Below are 12,669 nucleotides of genomic sequence, written 5' to 3'. Positions count from 1 at the left end.
CCTGCTCGCACATGCCACGGCACCTGAATTCTCCAACTGGCTCGACAACGAACGCACCACCGTCCTGGTCCCCGTGGGGGCGCTCGAACAACACGGGCCCCACCTCCCCCTGGGAACGGACAGCCTGCTCGCGACCGCCGTGAGTCTCGGGGTGGCCGAGCGCACCGGTGCCAAGGTGGCCCAGACCCTCAACTACGGGTACAAATCCCAACAGAAGTCCGGCGGGGGAAACCACTTGCGGGGCACTCTGAGCCTCGATGCAGATAACTTGATCGGCATCACCCGGGACATCACCCGCTCATTCCTGCACCAAGGTGTCCGTCACGTCGTGTTCCTCAACGGCCACTACGAGAACTACCAATTCCTCTACGAGGGCGTGGACCTGGCGCTGCGTGAACTCGGCCTGTCCGACCCTGCCGGCCCATCGGTCCTGCTGTTGTCCTATTGGGATTACGTTTCCGAGAGCACCCTCGCAACCGTGTACCCCCAGGGCTTCCCCGGCTGGGACATCGAGCACGGCGGAGTCCTCGAAACCTCCCTCATGCTCCATCTGCACCCCGAACTGGTGCACATGGACGAGGCCGTGGAACACGGCCCCGCCCTGCTCCCCCGGTTCGACCGGCTACCGGTCGTTCCGGAACGGACCCCGCACACGGGCGCACTGTCCGCGCCGAGCGGTTCCACGGCGCAGAAGGGACGGCTGCTGTTCGAGCAGACCGTTGCGGACTTGGCCACCGATCTTTCCACCGAACTCGGGCTCGAGCGCTGAACACACGCCCCCGAGTCCGAACATCCACACCACACGAAGGAGAAATAATGAACACCGATACCCCCGCCACGTCCGTCTCCGACCTCGAACGCCTCAAAGTCCTGCACAACGGCGAGAAAACGCCCCTGACCTTCTCGGACGCGGAGTTCGAGCGTCGGTTGGGCGGGCTACGCCAGATCATGGCGGAGAAGGACCTGGACGCCGTGGTGCTCACCAGCTACCAGGGCATCAAGTACTACTCCGATTTCCTGTTCACCTACTTCGGCCGTTCGTACGCCCTCGTGGTCACCCCCGAGGACTCCGTCTCGGTGACGGCCAACATCGACGCAGGCATGCCGTGGCGGCGCAGCTACGGCGAGAACATCGTCTACACCGACTGGCGCCGTGACAACTTCTACTACGGTGTCCAGCAAGCCTTGCAGGAACGCGGCATCACCGCCAAGCGCCTCGGTGTGGAGGACGACACGATGCCCGAGCTGATCCGCCGGCGTTTCCGGGAGACCTTCCCGGACGCCGAGCTGGTGGACGTCTCCCAGGACTCCATGCGCCAGCGGACGATCAAGTCCGCGGAGGAGATCGAGGTCATCAAGCACGGCGCCCGCATCGGTGACCTGGGTGGTGAGGCCATCCGCAACGCCATCCGCGAGGGCGTCATGGAGTACGAGGTGGCGCTGGCCGGCACCGAGGCCATGGTCCACGAGATCGCCCGCACCTTCCCGGATTCCGAGATCCGCGACACGTGGGTGTGGTTCCAGTCCGGGATCAATACGGACGGCGCCCACAACTGGGCCACCACCCGTAAGCTGCGCCGCGGGGACATCCTCTCCCTGAACTGCTTCCCCATGACCAGCGGCTACTACACGGCCCTGGAACGCACCCTGTTCCTGGGTGAGCCGGACGCGGAATCCCTGCGACTGTGGAACATCAATGTGGAGGTCCACGAGGCCGGCTTGGAACTCATCAAGCCCGGCGCCGTCTGCAAGGACATCGCCGCGGAACTGAACAAGATCTACGTTTCCCACAACCTGCTGCCCAACCGCACCTTCGGCTACGGGCACTCCTTCGGTGTGCTGTCCCACTACTATGGCCGCGAGGCGGGCCTGGAGCTGCGTGAAGACATCGACACCGTTCTGGAACCGGGAATGGTCGTGTCCATGGAACCCATGATCACCGTCCCGGAGGGTCAGCCCGGGGCGGGCGGGTACCGTGAGCACGACATCCTGGTGGTGGGCGAGGATGGCGCCGAGAACATCACCAAGTTCCCGTACGGTCCGGAGAAGAACATCGTGGACGCCTGATCCGCACTACCGGGCACCGCACCCCGCATGGAGGTGCGGTGCCGAACGGGTGGGGGCCGTGGGGCGGTAACACCGTCTCACAGCCCCCACCCGTTCAGTACCGAGCGCCCCGGCCCACTGCACACCCCTCCGGAAGAACGGAACACCCATGAGCGCAACCTCCCAGCAACCGGGGCGGCCGCGAGGCAGCTCGGTGATCGACCATGCCCTGGCCGTCCTGCGCTGCTTCTCGGCAGAGGAACCACTTCTGGGGGTCACCGAGATCGCAAACCGGGTGGGGCTGCACAAGTCCTCGGTGTCCCGGATCCTCGCCACGTTGGAGAACTCGGACGTGGTCGAGCAGGATCCCGTGTCCCGCCAGTTCCGCCTGGGGATGGGGCTCATCACGGTGTCCGGCCCGCTGTTAGCCACCATGGACGTGCGGCGCGTGGCCTACCCGCACATGCAGGAACTCACGGCGCAGACCGGGGAGACCACCGCGCTACTGCTGTGGAACGGCTTCGAGGCGGTGTGCGTGGAACAACTGTCGAGCCCCCACCCGATCAAACACACCTCCCCCCTGGGCACCCGGTACAACACCGCGTACAGCTCCTCCGTCCAACTATTCCTCTCCGACCAGCCCGAACCGCGCATCCGGTCCCTGGTGCTGTCGGGTGCCATAGAGCTACCCGTCCAGGACGAACCCCACGTAGCGAACTACCTGCAGAAACTGGCGGAGGTCCGGCTCTCGGGAGTGGCCCTCAACTACGGCAGGACCTCCGTGGACGAGGTGGGCATTTGCGCCGGGATCCGGGACCACCGGGGCGATCTGGTGGCCGGACTCATGGTCGCAGCACCACGTTTCCGCGTGGGCGAGGAACAGGCGCGGCATATGTGCCACGCAGCGAGTCTCGCGGCCACTGAGATTTCCCGCCGCATGGGCCACACCGGCGCCTGAGCGGCGGACCGATCACCCACCCGCCTCCCGCAGCGCGTCCGCCGCACGAATCAACCCCAGGTGACTGAACGCCTGGGGGAAGTTGCCCGCCATCCTGTGCGCGACGACGTCGTACTCCTCGGCCAGCAGGCCCAGGTCCGATGAGAACCCGACCGTGGTGCGCATGAGCTCGCGAGCCTCGTCCAACCGGCCCGAACGCGCGTACTGCTCCACGAGCCAGAAGGTGCAGATCACGAACGGGTACTCGTGGCCTTTCAGCCCGTCCATGGACTCGCCGGATTCGAGGGTGCGGTAGCGCCAAACCTGCCCGTAGTCGCCCTGCAGGTCCTCCTCGATCCGCGCGGTCGTGCGCAGCATGGCCGGATGATCCGGCTCGATGAACCCGGTGTGCGGCAGCTGCAGCAGGGAGGCGTCCACCTCGGTGTTGTCGTAGGTCTGGGTGAAGATCCCGAGTTCCTCGTTGTAGCCCTTTTCCCAGATCTCGTCATGCAGGCGGTCCCGCAACGTGGTCCAGTGCTCGACGTCGCCCACGAGCCCGTGTTCTCGCACGGCCCGGATGCCCTCGTTGAACGCGGCCCACATCATCACGCGACCGTGCGTGAAGAAGTGCGGTTCGCCGCGCATCTCCCAGATCCCGTTGTCCGGCACGTCCATGTGGATCTCGCAGAAGGCCATGAGGTTGCACTGCAGCCCCCACGAGTAGTCGTTCTCCTTGATCCCGGCCTCACGCAGGGTGGCCAGGGCGATCATCACCTCGCCCACGACATCCGCCTGGTACTGGTCCACGGCACCGTTGCCCACGCGCACGGGAGTGGAGGCTTCATAGCCGCTCAGGTGCGCCAACTCGTATTCCGCGAGATTGCGCCGCCCGTCGATGCCGTACATGATCTGCAGCTGATCCGGGTCCGCCGCGACCGCTCGCAGCAACCAGTCCCGCCACAGGAGCGCGCCGTCCTGGTGGTCGTGCTGCACCAGAACCTCAATGGTCAGCGCCGCATCCCGCAGCCACGTGTAGCGGTAGTCCCAGTTCCGCTCCCCGCCGAAGTCCTCGGGCAGGCTCGCGGTGGGGGCGGCCACGATGCCACCGGTCTCCGAATGGGTCAGCGCACGCAACACGAGCAGCGAGCGCGATATCGCCTCGTCGTACTCACCGTCAAAGGTCACGTCGGAGGCCCAGTCGCGCCAGAACTCTTCGGTGGCCTGCTGCGCGAGGCCCGGTTCCGCCGGAACGGGGAGTTGATCGTAGGAGTGACACCATGTGAGCACCCAGTCCATCCGCTCACCGGCGGAAAGATCGAACGTGCCGTGATGGCCCCGTCGCAGACCTTCGAGGACGCGGATGTCCGCGCCGGGGCCGTGCGCCTTCTCGCCGCGCGACGGCACGGACTTTCCATCGTGATCCACGAGGTAGGGCTTCAATTGAGGCCCGGTCAGCAGTAATGCGTCCGGGCCGGCCACGGCAAGCAGACCGTGCTGCACATCCCGCCTGGCCGCAGCCTTTTTTGCCGCGTGGCGCACTCTGCCGCGGAAATTCTTGTACGAGCCGGCATCGGTTCGGCTCTTGAACGAACGCTCCAAGTGACCCTGACCGTCCTGTTGGCGCAGGTCCTGGTTGGTGCCCACCGGGTGCGGTTCCGTGCCGGAGCGTGACGGGTGAGCGGCGTCGTCGTGATCGTGGGGTTGATCACCGGGCGGGTTGAGTTCTACGCGGCGGATCCACGGGGTGACCCTGCCGTAATCGAAGCGGATGCGCAGATCATGCTCCACCTGGACCGTGCCTTCCAGGCATTCCACGCGACGCACCAGGTCCGCGTGGGCGTCACTGGGCGGCAGGAAGTCCGTGACCCGAACACGGCCGGTGGGGGTGCGCCACTCGGTTTCCAGCACGAAAGTTTGGGGGATGTAACGGCGCGAGACCACCTCGCCGTCCACCGCGGAGAGCTTCCAGCGACCGTTGTCCTCGTCGCCCAGGATCGAGCAGAACACCGCGGGGGAATCGAAGCGCGGGAAACACAACCAGTCCATGCTGCCCTCTCGGGACACCAACGGCCCGGTGTGGAGATCGGCCAGCAGCGCGTAATCCTCAAGAGGGGTGCTCATGGCCCTCATTCAATCATCAGCAACCTGCGGACACCTGGGAGATTACGCCTCCGCCGGTTCACCCGGGTGCCATAACGTAGGGGCATGGACAACATCAGGACACTGGTCATCCTCGGCGCCTCCGGCGATCTCACGGCCCGCCTACTCCTGCCCGGCATGGGCACGCTGCTCGACCACCAGCCCGAACGGGACATCACGGTGATCGGATCCGCCCGCGACGCCTTCCCCGGCCCGCTGGGACCCGACGACGACGTTCGGGGCGCCGATTGGCCCCAAACGGTCGCCAAGGCCTTTGATTCCGTGGGCGCCACCGGCCCTTCGGTGGATCGGGTGAAAGAGTCCACGCGCTGGATCGAGTGCGACGCGGCCGATCCGGCTCAACTGGCCTCCCTGCTCGATGACGTGGAAGGGCCGGTCTGCCTGTATTTCGCCCTGGCTCCGGCGGTCACCCGGAAGGCCTGCGAGGCCCTGAAGAGTCTGGATTCGCTGCCCGATGATCTTTGCCTGGCTCTCGAGAAGCCCGTGGGCACCGATCTGGCATCGGCCCGCGAACTCAATTCCCTGGTGGGCCAGCTGGTCGATGAGGAACACACGTTCCGCGTGGACCACTTCCTGGGCATGCCCGGGGTTCTCGACGTGAGTGGACTGCGCTTCGGCAACCGAATGTTCGAGCCTGTCTGGAACCGCGAGCACATCGAGTCCATTGAGATCGTCTTCGATGAGACCCTGGCCCTGGAGGGCCGCGCCGGTTTCTACGACTCCACCGGTGCCGCCGAGGACATGATCCAGTCCCACCTGTTGCAGGTCATGGCGTTGATCATGATGGAGCCACCCTCTCGTTTCGATCCCGTGGAGGTTCCCGCGAACACCGCGCACGTCCTCCGCGCCGCCCGGTTGTGGAGCGAGGATTCCTCCACCCGTTCCCCCCATTACCGTTCAATCACCCCCGTGGTTCGCGGCCGGTACACGGCGGGCACCGTGGACGGGCACGAGCTCCCCGATTACGCCTCCGAAGAGGGCGTTGACCCCTCGCGGGAGACGGAAACGTTTGCCCAGGTCACCCTGGAAGTGGACACCTGGCGGTGGAACGGCGTGCCCGTCACGCTGCGTTCGGGCAAGGCCATCGGCAACCCGGTTCAGCACATTCGTGTCACCTTCCGGCAACCGCCGCACGGCTACGAGGGCTGGCCGCACCCCCTGGCCCCCAATGCCCTGAGCGTGGGTTTCGAGGACGAGCAGGTGCAGATCGAACTCAACGTGGGTAGCCCCTTCGACTCTCGAGGCATGAATCGATTGACGCTGTCCAGCGCCACCCCCGCCCCCGGCCTCACCGCTTACGGCTCCGTGGTGCGCTGGATCCTGGACGGGGACCCCACCTTCACCGTGCGCGCGGACGCGACCGAAGAGGGCTGGCGGATCATCGATCTCATCAAGAACGCCTACGCCACTGACGCGCCCCTGCTCGAGTACCCCGCCGGTTCCGAGGGCCCGGTGCCGCTGCCCTAGCGGCTCGTCCTAAGTTGCACAGCCCGGGCGTCGGGGTGCTCTCTCATTGACGGTACGACCCAGAACCCGCGCCCCCTGCAATTTGATCGACGTTGAAACCAAGAACAGGCCGTTTCCTGGCTCTACCGTCGATCAGAATGCGCTCACCGCCCGCACCCTTGCATCTCACCCGGGAGTTCCGTGTCTTCCTCCGCGCGCATCCACCACATCACGCCGCTGCAACGCCAGTCCGTGGCTCGTACCCTGCGCACCCCGTCGTGGCTCAAGACCGAGGTGCTGGGTGCCCTGGTGGTGGGGCTGGCCTTGATTCCCGAGGCCATTGCCTTCTCCGTGATCGCCGGCGTGGATCCGCAGGTGGGGCTGTTCGCGGCGGCGCTCATGGCCATGACGTTGGCGTTCGTGGGTGGGCGCCCCGCCATGATTTCCGCCGCCACCGGAGCGACCGCGCTGGTCATGGCCCCGCTGGTGGCATCCCACGGCGTGAACTACCTGATTGCCGCGGTGATCCTGGCGGGTGTTTTCCAGATCGTGTTGGGCGCGGTGGGTTTTGCGCGGATCATTCGCTTTGTCCCGCGTTCGGTCATGGTGGGCTTTGTGAACGCGCTGGCCATTTTGTTGTTCATCCCGCAGCTCCAAGAACTCATCAACGTGCCGTGGGCGGTGTACCCGGTTGCTGCGGTGGCGCTACTGATCGTGTTCGGCCTGCCCCGGATCACCACCGCGGTACCGGCGCCGCTCGTGGTCATCCTGGTGCTCACCCCGGTGGTGGTGCTGCTGGGTTTGAACGTGCCCACGGTGGGTGACAAGGGAAAACTTCCCGACTCCTGGCCGCAGCTGATCGCCCCGGACGTCCCCTACACCCTGGACACACTGCAGATCATTGCGCCGTTCGCCCTGACCATGGCGGTGGTGGGCATCATGGAATCACTCATGACCGCGAAACTCGTGGACGACATCACCGACACGCCCTCCAACAAAACCCGTGAAACCTGGGGCCAGGGCGTGGGCAATGTGGTCAGCGGCATGTTCGGCACCATGGGCGGTTGCGCCATGATCGGGCAGACGATGATCAACGTGCGGGCCTCGGGCGCGCGCACCCGGATCTCGACGTTCCTGTCCGGACTCTTCCTTCTCCTGCTCGTGGTGCTGCTCGGTGAGATCGTGGGCATCATTCCCATGGCCGCGCTGGCCGCCGTCATGATCTTCGTGGCCTGGTCCACGTTCGACTGGCATTCCATCCGCCCCTCGACACTGCGCCGCATGCCGCTGTCCGAAACCGTGGTCATGCTCGTGACCGTTGCCGTCACGGTGGCCACGCACAACCTGGCGCTCGGTGTCGCGGCCGGTGTCCTGGCGGCGGTGATCGGCTTCGCCCGGCGCGTGGCACACGTGGTCACGGTGGAACGCACGGTGACTCCCGCCCCTGACGACGCCGCCGTGGCCACCTACCGCGTGCGCGGCGAGTTGTTCTTCGCCTCCTCCAACGACCTCTACACCCAGTTCCGCTATGCCGAGGACCCGGCCACCGTGGTGATCGACTTCAGCGAATCGCACATCTGGGATGCCTCCACGGTGGCTGCCGTGGACGCCGTCACGGATAAGTACCGCGCCCACGGCACCACCGTGAAGATCCAGGGCCTCAACCTGGCGTCCCGCCGGATGCGGGCGCGGTTGTCCGGGACCCTGTAATGGGGGCACCCGCGAGTCATCAGTAGTCGGAGAAGGTCACCTCCACCGTCTCTCCGGTGACGACCAGATCACCGGAACCGTACAGGCTGGTCTCCGTGTCCTGGTCCTCCCAGTCCGCCGGCTCATCGTCATCCCACTCGGAGTTGTACTGATATTCGAGCTTGGCCTCACCCGCGGAGGACGTGCTCAGGGTCAGGGTGTCCCCACTTCCGTACACCTCGTACTCCGGGTATTCCGTAATGGTCCATGTGGGGTTCCGGTAGTCCTCGTTATCGTCGTAGGAATTGAACCCGAAGGAACACCCTTCCGGATCGAAGGATCCCGACGCCGCGCACTCGTCCAGCTTGGCGTTGGCCACCCGCGCGGCCTCCTGCGCCAGTTCCGGGGTGTGCTCCATGGAGAACTGCACGGTGTCGCTCATGAACCGGTCATCGGCGCGCACCTCCGCCGTTTGGGGTTCGCCATAGGTCACGTACTTGCTGGGGGCGGCCACGGACATGTCGTAATCGCCGGGCAGCACCGTGAGTGAGACGGAATGCGGTTCCGATTCACTGGGAATGCCCACCGGGTTCCCGTTGACGTTCATGGTTTCAACACCGGCGGGCACCTGGACCGTGACCTCCTGGTACAGCAGTGATTCCGGGCTCTCCAGGCGCCAGGATTTGAACAGTCCCTCGCGCCCATCGGACACGAGGTTCATGGTCACGTCCGTGCTCACGTTGTCCTGAGTGACCTTTGCGTCCACCGTGGCACGATCCCCGTTGACCGTGGTGTCGGTGATTTCGTAGGAGGAGATCCGATTCTCGGCAGCGCCGTAAATGTCATTGGTGAGCAGGCCGCGCTGCTGCGTGGACACGTTCGGATCAACGAGTTCGGTGGCCCGCTGAGCATCTCCGCTCACCACGGCCTCCATGAGTTCTTCGGCCTTCTTGTCCGGCCCGAACGCCGTTCGGCTGACCACGGAGAACACGATGGCGGCAATCACGGCCAGCAGAATGATCGACCCCACGATGATGACCAGCAGACGAATCCGCTTTTTCTTGGCCGGATCCATGGGCTCCCTGGGCGTTGGCGGTGCCACTGCGGGGGCAGCACCCGAGCCGTACGTGGGACCGGAGCCGGGCTCGGAAGCCGGCCGTGCGGCGTCGTCGTGCGGGGTGTGTCCCGCAGCCGTTGCCGCCGCACCGCCCGCCATGGCGGCGGCCGCGGCGACAACGGAGGACCGGCCCCGCGCTCGGTCCGAGCCGCGCAGGGCCCGGTTCACGCCGCCGGGGAGCACACCGACGAACGCCGGCGCCACGAACCGTGCGAGCGCCTCGATGGCGGCGCCCCAGAGCAGGAACACGATGCACGTCCACGCGACGGGACGCACGGCCAGGACACCGTCCAGGCCGAGCAGCCCGCCCAGCTGGCCGGAGGCGCGCAACAACCACGTGAGCAGCAACCCGAGCAGCAGATAAGCAACCGGCAAAACTGCCCACGACTGCACCGTGCGGGCAACCCGCTGATCCACAGGACGCACGTGCGCCCAGCTCAGCGCGGCACACACCGCCGAGACCACTGCCAGCAGAATTAGGAGGAGCATGGCCCACACGGGCTGATCACCGTCGGTCCACAAATAGGCGACGTTCGAGGATCCCGAGGCCTCCGCGAGCCAGCCGCCCGCACCGGTGATGGTGACGGCGGACAGGTGCGAGAGCACGAACAACATCCCGGCTGCCACGGGCACCCAGAGGACCGCCGAGAATCCCGCCGCGGCGCCACCCTCCACGAAGGCGTAGATCACGATTCCGAGGCCCGCCAGGACGCAGAACACCAGGAGGTGAACCACAATGGGGCGGAGCACATGGAGCAGGCCCGGAGCATACCGCTCGGTGGTGGTCACCACGCGACCGGGCGCGGGTTGTGCGACACGAACGTCGAGGGCCGCGGCAGTGCTCAACACCCCCACCAGGAAGGCCACGGCGACCAGGGCAAAGCTGACGCCGGTCAATCGCATCTCAAGGGTGGACAGGAACAGGGGAACCTCCGTGCGCACCACGGTGATGGCCGTGACGATGAGTGCCGTAACCGCCCACGCCAGGCCCGCGATGGCCGCCATGAGCCACTGGACCACGCGGTTGTCGAGGGTGAGGCGGCCACTGAGCTTGCGCGCCAGTAGCCACGCGGTGGCAATGCCGCACAGCAGCGGGAGGTAGAGGGGGAAAATCAGCCCCATGGAGGCGCCTTCCCCGGCTCCACTCATGACCAGACGGAGCGGGGCCAGGAACGCGAGCGCCGCCAGTTGGAAGGGGAGACAGAGGAGCACCCACAACTGGTTGCCGTCCGTGGTCGTGTCCAGACCCCCGGTGACGTCGGAGGTGAGGTCATTGGTCGACGAATCCCCGGACAGTGCGAGCCCCACCACGGTGATCAGAAGGGCGAGCACCGTGGCAAGGACGGTGGCCAGGTAACCGCCGACTCCCGCCAGCACCGGAACGAGCCAGTGCCTGCCGGTCATGGCGCGCAGGGGCGCGGGCAGTTGCGACCCTGCGGCACCCGGGGCGGTGGCAGGGCTCTCGCCCGCTGGTCCACCGACCGCCGGCATGGCCTTGGTTGTTTCCGAACCCTGCGGTTCGTGCTCCGGTCGCGGTTCGCCCGCCGGACCGTACGCTGATGAAGACATAGCCTCTCCCCTTACTGAGTGTTTCTTACAGATCCTGCGGTCCCAACGGGATGCCCAGCACGTACCAGACCACGAACAGCGCAAACCAGCCGACCAGCATGGCAAGGGAAATGGGCAGCACCAGTGAGATCAGCGTGCCCACGCCGGCATCCTTCTGGTAGCGCCGCAAGTACCCCAGGACCAGCGCGAAATACGGGCTGACCGGGCTGATCACATTGGTGGGTGAATCGCCGATCCGGAACAACGCCTGCGTCATTTCCGGTGACACGTTCAACAGCATGAGCATGGGGACCATGACCGGCGCCAGCAGCGTCCACTGCGCGGAACCGGAGGTGATCAACAGGTTCATGACCGCCACGATGGCCACCACACCGGTGAACGTGATGATCGGGTGCAGCCCCAGTCCGCCAATGAAGTCCGCGCCGTAGACCGCGAGCACCGGGCCGATTCCGGACCATTGGAAGTACGCGGTGAACTGCGCGGCCGCGAAGAACAGCACGAGCACCGGCGCCACGGAGGACAGCCCCTTGGCCATGGCTTCCGGGATCTGCCGGGCCCGGGTCATGGTGCCGGCGGCGCGACCGTAAACCCAGCCCATGACCGCGAACATCAACGCGATCACAATGCCCACGTTCAGCAGCAGCGGGGACATCAGGATGGAGCCGTCCTCGGCGCGCAGGGGTGAGCCCGGGGTCAGCAGTAACGCCAGGTACATGGCGAGCATGACGGCAAAGGCAATGCCGCTGTTGCGCAGGCCGCGCTTCTCGCGGGGGGTGAGAAACATGTCCTCGAAGCTGCCCATGTTCTGTTCCTTGGTGTCCGTGTCCTCTTCAATGGCCTCGCCACGTTTGGCCAGCACGGTTTCGGTGACCACGGTGATGATCGCGGCCAGCACCAGGGATGAGACGAACGTGAAGAAGTAGTTGGAAATGGGGGTGACCAGCACGCTGTCGTCGATGAGGCCCGCGGCCGCCGTCGTAATGCCCGCGAGCAACGCGTCCGACGCCGTGGGCAACAGTGACGCGTTGAAGCCCGCCGCGACCGCGCAGAACGCAACGATCAGCCCGACCACCGGCGAGCGCCCGGCAGCTTTGAAGGCGAGCGCGCCGAGCGGGATGAGCACCACGTACATGGCGTCCGCCGCGATCGAGCCGGCGATCCCGGTCAGCGCGAGCACGAACGTCAGCCACTTGGGGCCCACGCGCGAGACCGAACCGCGCAGCGCGGCCGAGAGCATCCCGGATTCCTCGGCCACCGCAACGCCCAGCAGGATCACGACCACCAGGCCCAGCGGCGGGAACTCCACAAAGTTGGTGACCGCGTCCGAGACGATCTGCCGCAGGCCCTCCGGGGCCAGGAGGTTGGTGACCTGGATGGTTTCCTCCGTGGCCGGGTTCACCGCGCTCAACCCCACCGCGGAGAGGATCCAGCTGAGCAGCAACACGATGCCCGCCAGGATGAAGAACAGCCAGAACGGATCCGGGAGTTTGTTGCCCACCCATTCGATCCAGTTGAGCGCCCTGAGCAGCGGGCCCTCGCCGCTCTTCGGCTTCTTCCGGGCGGTGGTTGGCTGCGATGACGAAGACATGGCGCGGCTCATTTCTCGAGGCGGTCACGATCGGTTGACGCCCAAAGTACCCGCCGGTTGGGTGTCCGCCAGTGATGGCGGGCCGTGGCGCGCTTGTGCGCGCGAGCGTTACGAACC

The 12,669-nt window shown here is 66.0% G+C and carries 8 protein-coding genes; 5 read left to right on the top strand and 3 right to left on the bottom strand.

The features are described from left to right. The 3 genes from Q4E95_RS05545 to Q4E95_RS05535 all read left to right on the top strand — a co-directional run. A partial coding sequence (locus Q4E95_RS05545) for a creatininase (protein WP_368660311.1) occupies window positions 1-769 on the top strand: 769 nt, incomplete at its 5' end. Window positions 770-816: 47 nt separating this feature from the next. After that, entirely contained in the window at window positions 817-2,067 is a 1,251-nt protein-coding gene (locus tag Q4E95_RS05540) for a M24 family metallopeptidase (RefSeq protein ID WP_303382365.1), read from the top strand. A gap of 148 nt (window positions 2,068-2,215) precedes the next feature. Beyond that, complete coding sequence (locus tag Q4E95_RS05535; RefSeq protein ID WP_303382364.1) at window positions 2,216-3,004, top strand: IclR family transcriptional regulator; 789 nt, start codon at window positions 2,216-2,218, stop codon at window positions 3,002-3,004. 12 nt (window positions 3,005-3,016) lie between these two features. Here the strand turns inward: Q4E95_RS05535 and Q4E95_RS05530 are convergent, their stop codons facing one another. Continuing rightward, complete coding sequence (locus tag Q4E95_RS05530; protein ID WP_303382363.1) at window positions 3,017-5,104, bottom strand: glycoside hydrolase family 15 protein; 2,088 nt, start codon at window positions 5,102-5,104, stop codon at window positions 3,017-3,019. 84 nt (window positions 5,105-5,188) lie between these two features. Here Q4E95_RS05530 and Q4E95_RS05525 point away from each other — a divergent pair, with 84 nt between their 5' ends. After that, entirely contained in the window at window positions 5,189-6,610 is a 1,422-nt protein-coding gene (locus Q4E95_RS05525) for a glucose-6-phosphate dehydrogenase (protein WP_303382362.1), read from the top strand. A gap of 180 nt (window positions 6,611-6,790) precedes the next feature. After that, window positions 6,791-8,299 carry a SulP family inorganic anion transporter gene (locus Q4E95_RS05520; protein WP_259915235.1) on the top strand — a complete coding sequence of 503 codons (1,509 nt, stop codon included), beginning with the start codon at window positions 6,791-6,793 and terminating at the stop codon, window positions 8,297-8,299. 19 nt (window positions 8,300-8,318) lie between these two features. On the opposite strand, the gene Q4E95_RS05515 is transcribed toward Q4E95_RS05520, so the two are convergent. Both Q4E95_RS05515 and Q4E95_RS05510 read right to left on the bottom strand, forming a co-directional pair. After that, window positions 8,319-10,964 carry a hypothetical protein gene (locus tag Q4E95_RS05515; protein ID WP_303382361.1) on the bottom strand — a complete coding sequence of 882 codons (2,646 nt, stop codon included), beginning with the start codon at window positions 10,962-10,964 and terminating at the stop codon, window positions 8,319-8,321. Between the two features lie 25 nt (window positions 10,965-10,989). Next, window positions 10,990-12,552: an AbgT family transporter gene (locus Q4E95_RS05510; RefSeq protein ID WP_303382360.1), complete on the bottom strand. Its 1,563-nt coding sequence runs from the start codon at window positions 12,550-12,552 to the stop codon at window positions 10,990-10,992. Window positions 12,553-12,669: the final 117 nt, after the last annotated feature.

The organism is Kocuria sp. (assembly GCF_030536815.1).
Classification (GTDB): Bacteria; Actinomycetota; Actinomycetes; order Actinomycetales; family Micrococcaceae; genus Kocuria; species Kocuria gwangalliensis.
This window is presented reverse-complemented; position numbering and strand designations above follow the sequence as displayed.

What these genes read in the sequence shown, in the direction of transcription:
- Q4E95_RS05540 (WP_303382365.1), top strand. Translation starts at nt 817, where the DNA reads ATGAACACCGATACCCCCGCCACGTCCGTCTCCGACCTCGAACGCCTC.
- Q4E95_RS05535 (WP_303382364.1), top strand. Translation starts at nt 2,216, where the DNA reads ATGAGCGCAACCTCCCAGCAACCGGGGCGGCCGCGAGGCAGCTCGGTG.
- Q4E95_RS05530 (WP_303382363.1), bottom strand. Translation starts at nt 5,104, where the DNA reads ATGAGCACCCCTCTTGAGGATTACGCGCTGCTGGCCGATCTCCACACC.
- Q4E95_RS05525 (WP_303382362.1), top strand. Translation starts at nt 5,189, where the DNA reads ATGGACAACATCAGGACACTGGTCATCCTCGGCGCCTCCGGCGATCTC.
- Q4E95_RS05515 (WP_303382361.1), bottom strand. Translation starts at nt 10,964, where the DNA reads ATGTCTTCATCAGCGTACGGTCCGGCGGGCGAACCGCGACCGGAGCAC.
- Q4E95_RS05510 (WP_303382360.1), bottom strand. Translation starts at nt 12,552, where the DNA reads ATGTCTTCGTCATCGCAGCCAACCACCGCCCGGAAGAAGCCGAAGAGC.